Here is a 14,210-nt window from a genome sequence, read left to right as displayed (position 1 = left end):
TGTATGTGGAAACCAAATCACGCGCCCGTCCTGAAGGCGCGAGCACTTCAGCCTTAATCCGCCAGCCCGCCAATCCTGAAAGACTCTTGACCACCGGACAGGTGGCGACCCTAACCGGAATGAGCATGTCCTGGCTGGAGAAAGGTCGGATATACGGTTGGGGACCGAAGTATCTCCGGCTTAGTGCAGGAGCAATTCGCTATCGTTGGTCGGATATCCTGACATACCTCAAAGAGCGCGAATGCAATCCAGAGGAGGTGGGGCGATGACGCAGTTCAACCTCACTTCCGAAAAGCAGTTCAAAACGCCCGGCGATGCCGCCGTCTTCTATAAATCTTTGGGCTGGGAGCCTATTGTGCTCCCGGCCCGTGAAAAGGCTCCTAAGGGCAAATGGGGAACCGTTGTCGAACGAACCGACGAGGAGCTGTTCTTTGCCTATGGTGCAGTAAGCAATGTCGGTATCGCCTTGGGCGAACGCTCCAGCGGTCTGATCGACATTGACAATGATTGGTCGGAAGCGGCGCTGGTCGGGAAACTGGTGTTTTCCGCGTATCCCAGCTTTGGCCGGGCAACGTCGCAGAACAGCCACCGCTTTGTCAGAGGTGTGCTGCCGAAAAATCGACAGTACAAAATTCCCCCCGATATGAGTGATGTGTTCGGTGCTGACAAAGACACTGTGCTCGAACTTCGCGGCAACAAAATGCAGACGATGGTGCCGCCTTCCGTTCATCCGAATGGCGAGCTTCTGCGGTGGCACGACGATCCCCGTAACATCCCCGAGGTGGAAGGCGCAGAACTCGAACGCTATGCCGGGTGCGTTGCGTTCCTTTCCGTTGTTTTGAAACGCTATCCGCGCGGGACAGGCAATCGGGACAATATATGTCTTGCTCTCACGGGGGCGCTTGTTCGGGCCGGGTTCGCCGACGAGGAGATAGACGCGTGGGTCATGCATGTCGCCTCTCTCGCCGGAGACGACGAGGCCGAGAAGCGCGGCGGCAAGGCTGCAGCGAGCCGGGAGAAGTTCGAGGCCGGCGAGGAGACGTGGGGTCTCCCCACCCTCTGCGAATTTCTTGGCATCGAGCCGATGGAAAAGACGCTCCGGAAATGGCTTAGCGATGACGGAGATGGGGTTGACCCAAACGCCATCGTTGTGAGGCCCGGCGAACTCCCGCAGGCAGTGGATCGGGCCGAACAGGCTTTGATCGACAATAACGTCGATATTTTCCAGCGTTTTGAATCCTTGGTGCGGGTTGCGCGGATTCAGACCAGTGCCGAAAGCGATGGGATCAAGCGTGAAACCGGCGCGCTGGTGCTGCAAACCGTGACGTCACCTTGGCTGCGGGAACAATTCGCGCGGCATGCCCGATGGGCCAGAAAGCAGAAAAAGAAGTTTGTCCCCATTGATCCGCCGAGCGAGGCCGCCACCGCCTATCTCGCGCGCGTCGGCAACTGGAGACTGCGTTTCCTGAAAGGCGTCATTCAAGCGCCGACACTTCGACCGGACGGGTCCGTCCTTCAGGATAAGGGCTACGATCCCGATACTGGCCTTCTCTACGATCCGGGGCGAACGGAGTTTGCAAGAATTCCCGACAACCCGACGAAGGAGGAGGCTCGCGCGGCGCTGGAGGTTCTGAAGCGCCCGTTCCGCGAAGTCCGGTTCGGTGGCGAACCGCATCGCAGCGTCGCACTCGCCGCCGTTATGACGGCACTGGTGCGTCGCATGTTCCCATCCGCTCCGCTGATCGCCCTCGACGCGCCCACCGCTGGGTCCGGCAAGTCGCTGCTCTCGGAAATCGTCTGCATAATTGCAACCGGACATAAACCCGCGATGATGTCTCAGGGCAAGTCGGATGAGGAGAACGAAAAGCGGCTGTCGTCAGTGCTGATGGCGGGCGACCCTGTGATTGTCATCGACAATTGTGATCGCCCGATAGAAGGAGATTTCCTTTGCACGATGTTGACTCAGGAAAAGGTGAGGCCGCGTATCCTCGGTCGATCCGAAGTCGCCAACGTGCCTACCGGTAGCCTTGTCATCGCCACCGGCAATAACATCGAACTTGCGGGCGACATAACGCGCCGAACGCTCTTTTGCCGGATCGACACCGGCGAGGAGCGGCCCGATAAAATCGAGTACAGCTTCGACGCGATTGCCGAGACCACTGAGACGCGGCCTCAGCTTGTCGTAGCGGCGCTGACGATCCTGCGCGCGTATATTGTGGCGGGCAGACCGAAGCCGCTTAAGAAAATTGGCGGCTTCGAGCAGTGGGGTCTGATCCGCGAGGCTCTGGTCTGGCTCGATCAGCCGGACCCTGAGCTAACCCGCGAACTGGTGATGGCCGACGATCCGCACAAAGCGCTTCTGGTCGATTTCCTGCGGCTCTGGCGTGATGTCTTTCAGGACCGGCAGCTGAGCCTCAGTGAAGTCGGCCACATTGCCTCGGATGAAGGCCATGAAGGTGCGCAAGCGATCATCAATGAGCTGATCGCCAACACCAACGGCAGAGTGTTCAACACACGGAGCGCCGGGAAATTTCTACGGAAGCATATGGGTCGAGTCGCAGGCGGAATGATCCTCAAGGCCGAGACCGACAGTTCCGGCATCAAACACTACCGTGTGCTTGAATCCGGACGGCGACAGGAGGAGCCTGAATCGTCAGAAGGTGTCCCGTTCTGATCGAAGCGACGGACGGGCAGGTTTGGGCTGGTTTGCCGGGTTTTATTTGGCCCGCATGGCTGCGCAAAAACCTGCCATACCTGTTCAAACCGGGCGGTGGTGGCAAGTCCACCGCCGCCCGCATTTTTATTGCCGCCTTAGCCGCCCTCGGAGGCGCAGGCAGCGGCAGGGTGGTGTAAGGCGCTGGCTTAGCCTAAAATGGGCCTGCGGGGCGCTCTGAGGGCCAGCGCGGCGGGGTTATGTGCGGCAGGTTGGGTTTTGCGGCGCGTGAGGGTCGCAGTTAGGCGCGTCGATACGGGCAGCAGGTCCATTGCCCTCGGCCTGGGGTCAATCTTTCACCTATTTGGCATCCTTCGGGGATGCTGCTCGCTTGCTACCCTACAAACGCTTTCAGCATCTTCGCGGCGCGACCAAGCTGGTCGTCGTTCATGCGGGAGAGGGTACCGTTGATCTCGGTCAGCAGCCGTGCCCGCTCGCCCGCGCCGGGCACAGCGTCGGCACCGAATAGGGTGGGCGCGGGAACGTCTAGCGCCGCCGCTATCTTCTCGGCCGTCTCGAAAAGTGGCGCGGCGACACCCCGCTCGATCTTGCCGATGGTCTCACGTGAAATACCAGTCTGCCCGGAAAGCTGCTCAAGGGTCCAGCCCTTGGCCTTCCGGTGATGGCGGACATTCGCGCCGAAAAGACGTTGAAGCTCCATATGCGCACCTCTTCCCAAGAGAGGCGGCAACGGGATACTCAAATCGAGAAATGAGAACTTTGCATTCTCAAATATGAGAACTATAACATCTCATTCATGCAAGTCAGATGCTGTGGTTCCGCTCATGATGATAGTTGATCTGCTCCTCACGGCCTTGCACTGGCTCTTGCTCGCCTTCTTCGGCGGACAGGCGGTCATCTTCATCGGCTTGGTTCTGTGGATGGTCTGGACCGACGCCATCAAGCCGAGGTTGATCCCCATGCGGGAAATCGACCGCGTGGCTGAGGATATTATCGCCAGCTATCCCAACCCGGAGCTTGAGGCTTTCGCCCGCCACGAACGCGCGTGGTATCGCAGCGACGGCGCGGAGCAGACCTACTGGTATCGCGTGCGGAAGGCCGTCAGGCGGCGGCTGGAGGAGCTATGAATATCGTCGCGACGACGAGAGCAGGCCACCTCCATACAAGGTAGCACAATCCGCGCGCTCCGAGTGTTCGGCTTCGCCGTTTCTGTGAATCTGCATGATGGATTCGTAGGTGACGGAATGCTCGACTGTCGGAATTGAACTCTCGCTCTCGTTACTGGAGGGGTGTGCGGCAGGAGGCCTCGCGAGAAACACGGTTATTCCTTGCTATTCGGATGCCCGTGAGTGATTTTTCCAGAAAATGGGGGACAGGACATTGCTTGAAGAAATTGCCATTCAATTCGTAAATCAAAGCGAATCTACACTTCAACAAATTGGTTTTGGCTTTGTCGTGATCGGTGCAGTTATCGCAGCCTTCGTTACACGATCCAAAACAGAAATTGCCCGCGCACCATACTTTGCCTACTCGACCTTGATCTTTTTCCTGGTGTCCGCCGTGCAAGTGGTATGGCTACAGTCGCTACCCGCGATGATAGGCGGCTATCTTTGGGCGCTCATGGCGATCTCGTTGGCGGCGTCTGTCGCTGGCGGCTTCTTTTTCTGCCGTATAGCCATAGCTCGGTCACGAGATGCCTACGGACATAGCCGTATGGCGTTGCTCGCATTCATTCCGATTGCGAACTTCTGGCTCCTGATGACGCCCTCCAAGCACGCGATATCCGCGAATCGTGTCCCAACAATTCCCATCCTGAGCGGTGGCCTTGGCGTAGTAACGGGCTTTATCTTGTTAGCTGCTACCATCGGCGTGACCGTCTACATTGAAGAACAAGCACGGCAAATGGAGCAGCGTGCTCAGCTTGAGCCGATGTCGCAGCAGGCTGGCATTGACTTCCTGATCCGCTCGAACGGCCTCGAAGGAACGCTCAAGTTGCTTGCCGATGAGTCGCAAACACCGATCACGGTGGACAACGTGACGACGCTCGCTAGGATCGAAGCGATAGGGACGCAGTTGCGTCGAACTTATATCGTCGATTTCGAAGGTATGACGATGACAGACCAATTTCAGCGGGGAAGCCGTAATGGCATCTGTGCCTACGAGCCTTTCGAGCCGCTACTTCGTGCTGGGGCGACAATCCGCGAGATTTATGTCGAGCGAAGCGGGCGCGAAATCGGTGCGGTCATGGTGACACGGCAGGAGTGCGGATTTTGATGGGTAACGAAGAACGAAGTAAAATCTATTTTAGCTGATGCGATCAGAACCTGACGCAGCGATTTCTGCAACCGCCATGCGTACTCACCTAGTGAAAGATGAGGGAAGCTGGTGCCGCATAGGTGACTCGAACACCTGACCCCATCATTACGAATGATGTGCTCTACCAACTGAGCTAATGCGGCTTACCAAACGCAGGGCGAACCCTACTATAGAAATACTAATTCACTACCCACTTCGCCAACCCACTGGCTTCGAAGCTCATTCTCTAGCGGACCCGCTAATTACGAATGATGTGCTCTACCAACTGAGCTAAAGCGGCCCGATGGGCTCGTCTTTTACTTAGGGGCGCGCGGGAGCGCAAGAGCGAACAGACGATCAGTTCGCTGGCTGATGATAAGGACGTTTCTCCTTTTCCTGAGGGAGCTCGAGCATGTCGGGCGGTCGGGCCGAATCGTCGGCTTCGATCAGGATGGGGGAAGCAGCCGTGACGGGGATTTTCCACTCGAAGGCATCAAGCCGGCCGGTGACGGGGGAGGCTGGAGCCCATTCGTCCGAGGTCACCCCGTCGGCGACCCAGGTGGGATCGGCTGGGGCGCTCAGGGCGCGAGAGACCCAGGTGCGCGCCTTGCCCTGATCGCCCAGTTGCCCTTCCTCGATCTCGGCCATCAGAAGGCACATCATGCGGGTAGGGGCGTTGGCCACGAGAGGCGCAAGGGCGTTGCGCGCGAGACTCCATTCATAAGCATCGATCGCGGTGCGGGCCAGGACGATGGCCGCCGCCGGGCTGGTGCCCGGATCGCCGATCAGGCCCTGAAGACGCTTCAAGCGCTCAAGAGCCGAAGCGCCCGGTTTGACATGGGCGTAGAGGGTGGCGGCGTCGGGATGCCCGGTGGCGGTCCAGACGCGCTTTAAAAGGCTCATCGCCTTGCGGGTCTCGTCGCGGTTGATGTGGATGCGCGCGGCCACAAGCGCGGCGGGGGGAAAATCGGGGATCGATTTAAGCGCCGCATTGGCGTGCTCGAGCGCTGCATTGGGTTCAGTCGACTCGAGCGATATGGCAAGAGCGGTTTCCAGGACGCCTTGCCGGTGCCTTTTCGCGGATTTTTGGCCGCGCGTGCGCGCCGGAAGGCTTGCAGTCATCTTGAGGGCTTCGGACCAGGCGCCACGCGCGGCCAGATCTTCAAATACAGCTTGGCTCGCCCAGTCGAGTGTCGGGGCGAGAGTGAGGGCCTTGCGGGCAAATGTGAGGGCGGCGCGGGAGCGGTCCTGCGTTTTCGCCTGTTCGTAGAGCCCGGCAAGGGCAGCGATCGCGGTCTTGGGGTTGGCGATCAGGGCGCGGTAATGCTCGCGGGCGGCAGCAAAATCGCCCAGCGCCAGATCGGCGCGGGCTTCGAGCAGCTGGGCAGCGGTCGAATCGGCAAGCCTTGCCTGCGCTTCGCGCGCCAGATGCCGGGCGCGGGAGAACTCGCCTGCTTCAAGCGCGATATAGCCATCCGACAGTGCGTCGACCCCAGCCTGCTTTTTCCGGGCTTCGGTGTGGCGGGCCAGGCGGGCGGGTGCTTCGATGACGCGCCGCAGGAGCGCCCAGACAAGGATCGAAACGAAGATGACCACAATGACGGCAAAGATCGCCGTGCCGAGGCCCGGTTCGAGCCGGTAGCGGCCGATGTCAATGGCGACGGTGCCGGGCAGGGCGATGAGCCAGGCTGCGCCCAGCGCGAGGCCCAGGCTGATCGCAAGCCAGATTACGAGGCGCGTCATCGGGCGGCCTCCTCGGCTGCGGGTGCCAGGGCGCGGATATCGCTCACCAGAGCGCGGGCGGCGATCACGGCGTCGAGATCGGTCCTGACCGGGGCTGCAACCGCCTGCATGGGTTCGGGAAGATCGAGGATGAGGGCGCGGGCCGCAGCGGCATCGTCATTATCGAGCGCCCTCTCGATACGCCCGACAGCCACCTCGGGTGTGTCCTCCTCTCCCTCGATGGGCCGCAGGGCAATTGCCGACTGCGCCTGGGCCAGGAAGGTATCGAGCCATCCCGCCTGCGGATCCTGTGGGCGGGCGGCAAGCAAGGCGGGGACAAGGGCCCGGAAATTGCGCGCGATCTCGCGGGTGGGCTTGACGCCGTTGGCGGCAATGGTGCGCACGGCATTGGTGATGCCGAGCTCGGGTACGAGGGTCTCCACAGCCGCAAGTTCGGCGCCGAAAGGCTGGCCGGCGGTGACGGCGGTTTCGAGCGCGGCTGTCGCAGCAGGCAGCCGCGCGAACCGATCGCGTTCGGCGCGCATGGCGTCGATATCCGCTTGCGCCGCGGCCATCGATTCGAGGGCCTGGAGGCGCGAAGATAGCGTTTCGAGGCTCGTTGACAGCGCGTCCACCACATCGTCGGGCTGATCGAGCCGAGATTCGATTTCGGCCAGTGCGCCGCCGAGCCGGGCGATTTCCTCGGAGAATGCCGAGGACTGATCGGCGGGGATGCCCGTCGCGACGGCCTCGATTCTCTCGTCCAGCGATAAGACGCGCTCTTCCAGAGGAGCAAGGGCGTCCGGCGTCAAAAGGTCGGATGGCAATTGGGGAACAGGCGCGGCTTCCACGGCTCCGACACGCTCCTCCAGCCCTGAGAGGTTGGCGGTATTCAGTTCCAGCCGGTTTTCGGCCCGGCCCATGCGGATTTCGAGAGCGGAAAAGGCATCCTGCGATACGCCTCCAGCCTGCGGCCAATGCCCCGCTATCGCCAATCCATAGGCTGCGGCAAGTCCCGCCAGGGCGCCGCCAAGGCCCGTGGCGGCAAGCGCAAGAAGGGGTGGTGGCGGGGCCGGGTTCGCGGCTACAGAAGGTTTTTGCGGGCCGGACATGTTTTTAGGCGCGTCCCTGGGGGCTGCAGCAGCGGCAGCGGGCTTTGTCTCGGCGGCGGGTTTTTGTGCCGGCGCCGGTTCGCTCGGCGCGGCAGGATTTTCTTTCTTTTCGATATCGGGCGCGGGCTTGCGGGCGGTGAGATCGAGAGTAGGCGGCTTGACGGGTCCGGTTGGTTTATCGGCCATGGCGGTGGCGCCTCTTTGTTCTTCTCGGTCTGAGGGCAATCATGCCCTGATTTGGTCGCGGGCGAAAGCGAGCGCAAGCGCCATCATCGCCTCGTGGGAGGGATGGTCGGCGAGCGCAATGCGCAGGAAGTGATGCTCCACGAGCGGTTCGGCACAGTTTTCCGAAAGGCACAGGCAATGGAGCATGGTCTTTGGAAGGATGAAATCGGGACCCGTGGCGAGCCGGGCAAAGGCCTCGGCCGTGCGCCGCGAAAAAAAAAGCGCGCCGGCGATCTCGCCTGCAACGAGCTCGGCCCGCGCCTTTGCGGGGAGCGCCGGAACCTGTTCCATCGCATAAAGCGTTGCAACCAGCACATCTATCGAATGAGGTTTGAGCGCAGCGCCGAGCGACCCACTCAGATCGCGCGCGGCGGGGTGAAAGATCGGACCGCCTCGATGGGTTCGGACAATCAGGGCAACCAGATCGGCAAGCGTCCCCTCTGCCGCGGAGACCATGTCGAACCCGGCGTCGCGCGCCGCATCGGCTGTGGCTTCGCCCACGGCATAGAGCGGCTTTTTGAAAAAGGCCGGGTGAGGGTTGCGGTCAGCGAGAAAGCGGACCGCGTTGACCGAGGTCGCTGCAAGAGCGAAAAAGGTTTCGGGCTCGGGCAAGGGGTCGCTCTGGGCGATTGCCTCGAGCATCGGGGCGACCACCGGCTCGAGATCGAGCGCGGCGAGATGGGCTGCGGTGCGTGTCGCATCGGGCTCCGGCCGTGTGACGAGAAGTTTGATCCGTCCGCTCATTCAGCCCCGTTTAGTGTGTTGAGAAAATCCTCGCCGGCCGCGGCTTTGAGTTTTTCCCCCAGCCGTCGGCCCAGCTCCGGCCCGGCATCGGCATCGCCCGATATTTCCTCCTCGAACGCTTGCTGCCCGTCGACAGAGAGCAATTGGCCCAGAAGCGTGAGCGTGCCGCCATCGAGGCGGGAAAGCGCTGCTATCGGGGTGCGGCAGGAGCCGTCGAGGCTGGCGAGAAAGCCGCGCTCGGCCTCGACTTTTTGCCGCGTTTGAGGATGGTCGAGCGCGGCGACAAGCCGGCCGGTGGCGGTGTCGTCGGTCCGGGTCTCGATGCAGATTGCACCCTGCGCCGGAGCAGGGGGAAACCGGACTTCATCAAGGACCAACGTCGCACGATTGTTCTCTCCGAGCCTATTGAGCCCGGCGAGCGCGAGTAGCGTTGCGTCGGCTTGCCCGTCGGCGAGTTTTTTGAGGCGGGTCTGGACGTTACCCCTGAACGGCACGATGCGGAAATCGCCCCGGAACCGTTTCATCTGCGCGGCGCGACGCAGCGAGGATGTGCCAATGCGCGCGCCCTCGGGAAGGTGATCGGGGCTCCTGGCGATGAGCGAGATGAAGGCGTCGCGGACGTCCTCGCGCTCGAGAAAGGCCGAGAGCACCAGCCCATCGGGGAGGCGGGTGGGCATGTCCTTGGAGGAATGAACCGCCAGATCGATTTCCCCGGACAAAAGTTGTTCTTCGATCTCTTTGGTGAAGAGCCCCTTGCCGCCGACTTCGGCCAAAGGCTTGTCCTGAATGGCGTCTCCGCTGGTCCTGATGACCTTTATCGCGAGGGTCTCGGGGTCAAAGCCATGGATGGCGCAGAGCCTGTCGCGCACCTCATGGGCCTGGGCGAGCGCGAGCGGTGAGCCGCGGGTGCCGATGGTCAATAGCGGGGTCGGTTGCGATTGCAATGTGGCCTCGTCGGTGTAAGAGAATGGGCGCACAGGGGAAAATATGGCGCCAAAGTTTCGTTCCCTTGTGCCATCAGACCATAACCGAAGGCCAGAGACCAGATCGCCGCAATGACGCTCATCCTCGGCATTGAAACCAGTTGCGACGAAACGGCGGCTGCCGTCGTCCGCCGTCATGAGGACGGACGGGGCGAAATACTCTCCAATATCGTGCGCTCGCAGCTTTCCGAGCACGCTGATTTCGGCGGGGTGGTGCCCGAACTGGCGGCGCGCGCGCATGTGGTCCATCTCGACCGCATCATCAAGGCGGCGCTGGACGGGGCCGGGACGAAGCTCGACGATCTTTCCGCCATCGCCGCGACGGCGGGGCCGGGGCTAATCGGGGGTGTCCTTGTTGGCCTGACGACGGCCAAGGCGATTGCCGCGGCGCGGGCCAAGCCGCTGATTGCCGTCAATCACCTTGAAGCGCATGCGCTGACGGTACGGCTGACGCACGGCGTCGGATTTCCCTATCTGATGCTGCTCGTCTCGGGTGGGCACAGCCAGTTCGTTCTGGTCGAAGGGGTGGGGCGCTACACGGTTTGGGGTACGACCATCGACGATGCCTTGGGCGAGGCTTTCGACAAGGCGGCAAAGCTTTTGGGGCTGGGTTATCCGGGTGGTCCGGAGGTCGAAAAATGGGCGCAGAAGGGCGATTCGCGCCGGTTCGACCTGCCGCGACCGCTTCTGAAAGAAAAGCGGCTCGATTTTTCCTTTTCGGGCTTGAAGACAGCGCTGCGGCTGGCCGCCGAATCGGTGGCGCCGGTGTCGGACAAGGATATCGCCGATCTCTGCGCGAGCTTTCAGGGGGCGGTGACCGATATCGTGTCGGCGCGCAGCGCCGCAGCATTGTCGCGGTTCGCGACGGAAAATCCCAACACGCAATTGCGTTTCGTGGTTGCGGGCGGGGTGGCGGCCAACAGGGCGATTGGTGCCGCCCTGCAAGCGGTAACCGACGCGGCGGGGGCCGAACTGATCGTCCCGCCGCCGGTGCTTTGCACCGACAATGGGGCGATGGTGGCCTGGGCGGGGGCGGAGCGGTACGCGCTCGGGGCGTTTGACGGGTTCGACGTTGCCGCGCGCCCGCGCTGGCCGCTCGAGGAAACGCCACTCATGAGAACCGCATGATGGGGAAGGTTTTCGTTATCGGTGCGGGCGCCTGGGGGGCGGCGCTCGGGCAGGCTGCCCGGGCGGCGGGCCATGAGGTTCGTCTTGTCGGGCGGAACGCACCGGCGGTCGATGCGATCAACGAGACGCATCGCCTGCCCTCCTATCTCGGAGATATCGTTCTCGATCCGGCGCTTGAGGCCCAGATCGGGGTGGCAGGGCTTGAAGAGGCGGATCTTGTCCTGATGGTTGTGCCGGCTCAGGCAACGCGGGAAACCGTCGCCGCCATCGGGCCGAAGCGCCTGGCGGGCAAGCCGGTGGTGCTTTGTGCCAAGGGGTTCGAGAAGGGATCCAACAGGCGCCAGAGCGAAATCCTTGCCCAATGCGCGCCGGACGCAGAACCCTTCGTCCTGTCCGGTCCGTCCTTTGCCCATGACGTCGCCTTGGGCAAGCCGACGGCAGTGACACTGGCCGGGCGAGCGGTCGAACGCGCCGAGGCGGTTGCGGCGCTGCTCGCGGGCCCCTCCTTCAGGCCCTATGCCTCGGGGGACTTGACGGGGGTCGAGATGTGCGGGGGGCTCAAGAACGTCTATGCGCTCGGGGCTGGGGCCATCGAGGGTGCGGGGCTGGGGCTTTCGGCGCGTTCGGCATTCCTTGCCCGCGCTTTTACCGAGATGGGGCGGGTGATCGTGGCGCATGGGGGGAGCGAGGTGACGCTGGCCGGGCTTTCGGGAATCGGCGATCTGGCCCTGAGTTGCACCTCGCCATCCTCGCGCAATTACGCGTTCGGGGTGGCCCTGGGCGAAGGCGGGACGGTCGAAACTATCCGCGAGAGGGGGCTGGGGTTGGCCGAGGGCGTCTTTACCGCACCGGTGGCGCTGGCGCTGGCGCGCGAAAAGGGCGTCGATGCGCCGCTCATCGAAGCGGTCAATCTTCTGCTTTCGGGACATGCAAAAATCGATACGCTGGTGCCGATGCTGATGATGCGTCCGCTCAAGCGCGAACAATAGGGGGTAGTCATGGCTTATTGGCTGTTCAAATCCGAGCCGGAAACCTGGGGCTGGGACGATCAAGTGAAAAAGGGCGCTCCGGAAGAATGGAGCGGGGTGCGCAATTACCAGGCGCGCAACAACATGCGCGAGATGAAGCTCGGGGAATTGGGCTTCTTCTACCATTCGGTCAAGGAAAAGGCCGTGGTGGGAATCGTCAAGGTCGCGGCGCTGGCGCATCCGGATTCGACAACGGACGATCCGCGCTGGGAGTGCGTCGATATCGAGGCGGTCAGACCCTTCGGCCGGCCTGTGACGCTCGATGAAATCAAGGCGCATCCGGAGCTGGGCAAGATGGTGCTGGTCAACAATTCACGGCTTTCTGTGCAGCCGGTCAGCGAAAAGGAATGGAAGATCATCTGCGGGCTGGGCGGCGTCGCGCCCTGATGGACTTGCCACCGTTTCGGGTGCAGATTGGGGTGTCTATTGGCTGACCCTGTGGGGAGGGGAAAATGAACTATCTCGACGTCAACTGGCTGGCCGTGCTGCTGGCGATGATCGCATCGATGGCGCTCGGCGCAGCGTGGTACACCGGGCTTTCCAAGCAATGGCTGGCCGCGACGGGCAAGAGTGCCGAAGAAATCATGGCCGGATCGGGTGGACAGGCGACGCCCTTTATCTGGGGGGCGGCGATGGAGCTCGTCATGGCCTATTTCCTCGCGCTCCTGACGCCGCAGATCATGGGCGATGTAACCATCGCCAATACCGTGATCGTCGGTATCCATCTGTGGGCCGGGTTCATGGTCACCTCCATGATCCTCAATCACCGTTATCAGGGTCAGAAATGGTCGCTGGCGATAATCGATGGCGGTTATCTCCTGGGCGTCATGATCGTCCAGGGCGTGGTCTTCGGTCTTCTGGGCTAGCTGGATACTTTATTGAACGAATTGGACGAAATTCGTTCAATTCGTTCAGTTAAAATTCGCAATCTCGGGTCTTGTGGTCCCGGTGCGGCGAGGGCAACCTGCGATTGTCGCCCATCTTGCCCCCGCGAGGATTAAGTTGTGCCCGCTCCGGGCCTCAGAAATCCGGAGCAATTCCCTTGACTTCCCAATCGCCATAGCGTGCCGGGTCGAGGCCGCCGCGGCCATCGATTTCCTTTGGCGCGTTCTTCGTCTTTTCGTCGATTTCGGCCTTGCGCGCCTGAGCTTCGGCGAGCGCACGCCGGGCGATTTCGGGGTCGGGGCGTTTGTGGTTCGGCGCGGTCATGGCGGGCAACCCAATTCATGACAAAGAGTTTAGGAAAGGCAGGACTTGTCCGGCCCCTTTCCGGACACCATCCTATAGGCCAAAGAGGGTTTTAATGAAAGCCGAGCAACAACGATGATGAATACATTGCGGACCACCGTTCTTCTTGCCGGGATGACCGCACTCTTTATGGGCGTGGGTTTTCTCATCGGCGGGCAGGGCGGGATGATAATCGCGCTCGTCGTCGCGGCGGGCATGAACGTCTTTGCATACTGGAACTCGGACAGGATGGTGCTCTCGATGCAGGGCGCGCGGGAGATCAGTCCCCAGTCCGCCCCTGAACTTTACGCAATGACCCAGCGCCTGGCCGATAATGCCGGGCTGCCCATGCCCAGGCTCTATGTCATCGATACCGAGCAGCCCAATGCCTTTGCTACGGGGCGAAATCCGCAGAACAGCGCGGTTGCGGTAACGCGGGGGCTGTTGCGCCATCTCGACAGCCGAGAGGTTGCGGCGGTGGTGGCGCACGAGTTGGCGCATATCAAGAATCGCGACACGCTGACCATGACAGTAACGGCGACGCTGGCCGGCGCGATCTCGATGCTGGCCCAGTTCGGGCTGTTCTTTGGCGGGCGCAACAATGATTCGCCCGTGGGAGCGATCGGCACCATCGCAATGGTGATTCTGGCGCCGATCGCGGCGATGCTCGTCCAGATGGCGGTGAGCCGGACACGCGAATACGAGGCCGACCGAGACGGCGCGGCGATCTGCGGGGATCCGATGGCCCTGGCCAGCGCGCTGCAAAAGATCTCGGCGACCGGTCGTCGGACGGTCAACATGGCCGCCGAGCGCGCCCCGGCCATGGCGCATATGTACATCTCCAACCCCCTCTCTGGCGCGCGGATGGATAACCTCTTTGCTACCCACCCCAACGTGGAGAACCGCGTCGCGGCACTCACCGAAATCGCCCGTATGGGTGGCGGCGGCGGTGGTCAATTCGCCCGTTCCCGTGCTAGCAACACGCGGCCCGTCGCGTCGCGGCCCGGGCAGAGCTGGCGCACGCCGGGAACAAGGCCGCGCGATGAAGGTCCTTCAGGGCCCTGGGGATAAG

14 protein-coding genes and 1 tRNA gene are annotated in these 14,210 nt (G+C 62.0%); 8 read left to right on the top strand and 7 right to left on the bottom strand.

From position 1 onward, the window contains the following. Positions 1 to 265 precede the first annotated feature (265 nt). The gene (locus tag I2G20_RS13370; protein WP_196260226.1) at positions 266 to 2,674 is read left to right on the top strand and encodes a bifunctional DNA primase/polymerase; all 2,409 of its coding nucleotides are present in this window, start codon (positions 266 to 268) and stop codon (positions 2,672 to 2,674) included. A gap of 373 nt (positions 2,675 to 3,047) precedes the next feature. Here the strand turns inward: I2G20_RS13370 and I2G20_RS13365 are convergent, their stop codons facing one another. Continuing rightward, on the bottom strand, positions 3,048 to 3,374 hold the full coding sequence (locus I2G20_RS13365; protein ID WP_196260431.1) for a helix-turn-helix domain-containing protein: 327 nt from the start codon (positions 3,372 to 3,374) through the stop codon (positions 3,048 to 3,050). Positions 3,375 to 3,447: 73 nt separating this feature from the next. Here I2G20_RS13365 and I2G20_RS13360 point away from each other — a divergent pair, with 73 nt between their 5' ends. After that, positions 3,448 to 3,801 (top strand): hypothetical protein, encoded by a 354-nt coding sequence (locus tag I2G20_RS13360; RefSeq protein WP_196260225.1) that lies wholly within the window; start codon positions 3,448 to 3,450, stop codon positions 3,799 to 3,801. A gap of 253 nt (positions 3,802 to 4,054) precedes the next feature. Further along, positions 4,055 to 4,948, top strand: a complete 894-nt coding sequence (locus tag I2G20_RS13355) for a hypothetical protein (protein WP_196260224.1) — start codon at positions 4,055 to 4,057, stop codon at positions 4,946 to 4,948. Between the two features lie 109 nt (positions 4,949 to 5,057). Here the strand turns inward: I2G20_RS13355 and I2G20_RS13350 are convergent. From I2G20_RS13350 to hemC, 5 genes are all read right to left on the bottom strand, one after another. Next, positions 5,058 to 5,133, bottom strand: a tRNA-Thr gene (locus tag I2G20_RS13350). Between the two features lie 193 nt (positions 5,134 to 5,326). Beyond that, positions 5,327 to 6,712, bottom strand: coding sequence for a heme biosynthesis protein HemY (locus I2G20_RS13345; RefSeq protein ID WP_196260223.1), 1,386 nt, complete (start codon positions 6,710 to 6,712; stop codon positions 5,327 to 5,329). Then, positions 6,709 to 7,989 (bottom strand): COG4223 family protein, encoded by a 1,281-nt coding sequence (locus I2G20_RS13340; RefSeq protein WP_196260222.1) that lies wholly within the window; start codon positions 7,987 to 7,989, stop codon positions 6,709 to 6,711. Before I2G20_RS13340 ends, I2G20_RS13345 begins: the two co-directional genes overlap by 4 nt. Before the next feature lie 39 nt (positions 7,990 to 8,028). Continuing rightward, the gene (locus tag I2G20_RS13335) at positions 8,029 to 8,772 is read right to left on the bottom strand and encodes a uroporphyrinogen-III synthase (RefSeq protein ID WP_196260221.1); all 744 of its coding nucleotides are present in this window, start codon (positions 8,770 to 8,772) and stop codon (positions 8,029 to 8,031) included. Continuing rightward, positions 8,769 to 9,716: a hydroxymethylbilane synthase gene (gene hemC, locus I2G20_RS13330; RefSeq protein WP_196260220.1), complete on the bottom strand. Its 948-nt coding sequence runs from the start codon at positions 9,714 to 9,716 to the stop codon at positions 8,769 to 8,771. Before hemC ends, I2G20_RS13335 begins: the two co-directional genes overlap by 4 nt. A 111-nt stretch (positions 9,717 to 9,827) precedes the next feature. Between hemC and tsaD the strand changes: the two genes are divergently transcribed. The 4 genes from tsaD to I2G20_RS13310 all read left to right on the top strand — a co-directional run bounded on the left by tsaD (position 9,828) and on the right by I2G20_RS13310 (position 12,777). Then, on the top strand, positions 9,828 to 10,883 hold the full coding sequence (tsaD, locus tag I2G20_RS13325) for a tRNA (adenosine(37)-N6)-threonylcarbamoyltransferase complex transferase subunit TsaD (protein WP_196260219.1): 1,056 nt from the start codon (positions 9,828 to 9,830) through the stop codon (positions 10,881 to 10,883). Further along, complete coding sequence (locus I2G20_RS13320) at positions 10,880 to 11,872, top strand: NAD(P)H-dependent glycerol-3-phosphate dehydrogenase (RefSeq protein ID WP_196260218.1); 993 nt, start codon at positions 10,880 to 10,882, stop codon at positions 11,870 to 11,872. The genes tsaD and I2G20_RS13320 overlap by 4 nt, the downstream gene beginning before the upstream one ends. A gap of 9 nt (positions 11,873 to 11,881) precedes the next feature. Beyond that, positions 11,882 to 12,298 carry an EVE domain-containing protein gene (locus I2G20_RS13315; protein ID WP_196260217.1) on the top strand — a complete coding sequence of 139 codons (417 nt, stop codon included), beginning with the start codon at positions 11,882 to 11,884 and terminating at the stop codon, positions 12,296 to 12,298. A 65-nt stretch (positions 12,299 to 12,363) separates the two neighbouring features. After that, the gene (locus I2G20_RS13310; RefSeq protein WP_196260216.1) at positions 12,364 to 12,777 is read left to right on the top strand and encodes a DUF1761 domain-containing protein; all 414 of its coding nucleotides are present in this window, start codon (positions 12,364 to 12,366) and stop codon (positions 12,775 to 12,777) included. A 154-nt stretch (positions 12,778 to 12,931) separates the two neighbouring features. Here the strand turns inward: I2G20_RS13310 and I2G20_RS13305 are convergent, their stop codons facing one another. After that, positions 12,932 to 13,120 (bottom strand): DUF1674 domain-containing protein, encoded by a 189-nt coding sequence (locus I2G20_RS13305; RefSeq protein WP_196260215.1) that lies wholly within the window; start codon positions 13,118 to 13,120, stop codon positions 12,932 to 12,934. A 117-nt stretch (positions 13,121 to 13,237) separates the two neighbouring features. Here I2G20_RS13305 and htpX point away from each other — a divergent pair, with 117 nt between their 5' ends. Beyond that, positions 13,238 to 14,209: a zinc metalloprotease HtpX gene (gene htpX, locus I2G20_RS13300; RefSeq protein WP_196260430.1), complete on the top strand. Its 972-nt coding sequence runs from the start codon at positions 13,238 to 13,240 to the stop codon at positions 14,207 to 14,209. Position 14,210 lies beyond the last annotated feature (1 nt).

The organism is Pelagibacterium limicola, from assembly GCF_015694405.1.
Classification (GTDB): domain Bacteria; phylum Pseudomonadota; class Alphaproteobacteria; order Rhizobiales; family Devosiaceae; genus Pelagibacterium; species Pelagibacterium limicola.
This window is presented reverse-complemented; position numbering and strand designations above follow the sequence as displayed.

Coding starts and splice junctions, on each gene's coding strand:
- htpX (WP_196260430.1), top strand. CDS start 13,238: ATGAATACATTGCGGACCACCGTTCTTCTTGCCGGGATGACCGCACTC.
- I2G20_RS13370 (WP_196260226.1), top strand. CDS start 266: ATGACGCAGTTCAACCTCACTTCCGAAAAGCAGTTCAAAACGCCCGGC.
- I2G20_RS13365 (WP_196260431.1), bottom strand. CDS start 3,374: ATGGAGCTTCAACGTCTTTTCGGCGCGAATGTCCGCCATCACCGGAAG.
- I2G20_RS13345 (WP_196260223.1), bottom strand. CDS start 6,712: ATGACGCGCCTCGTAATCTGGCTTGCGATCAGCCTGGGCCTCGCGCTG.
- I2G20_RS13320 (WP_196260218.1), top strand. CDS start 10,880: ATGATGGGGAAGGTTTTCGTTATCGGTGCGGGCGCCTGGGGGGCGGCG.
- I2G20_RS13315 (WP_196260217.1), top strand. CDS start 11,882: ATGGCTTATTGGCTGTTCAAATCCGAGCCGGAAACCTGGGGCTGGGAC.
- I2G20_RS13340 (WP_196260222.1), bottom strand. CDS start 7,989: ATGGCCGATAAACCAACCGGACCCGTCAAGCCGCCTACTCTCGATCTC.
- I2G20_RS13335 (WP_196260221.1), bottom strand. CDS start 8,772: ATGAGCGGACGGATCAAACTTCTCGTCACACGGCCGGAGCCCGATGCG.
- I2G20_RS13360 (WP_196260225.1), top strand. CDS start 3,448: ATGAGAACTATAACATCTCATTCATGCAAGTCAGATGCTGTGGTTCCG.
- I2G20_RS13310 (WP_196260216.1), top strand. CDS start 12,364: ATGAACTATCTCGACGTCAACTGGCTGGCCGTGCTGCTGGCGATGATC.
- I2G20_RS13305 (WP_196260215.1), bottom strand. CDS start 13,120: ATGACCGCGCCGAACCACAAACGCCCCGACCCCGAAATCGCCCGGCGT.
- tsaD (WP_196260219.1), top strand. CDS start 9,828: ATGACGCTCATCCTCGGCATTGAAACCAGTTGCGACGAAACGGCGGCT.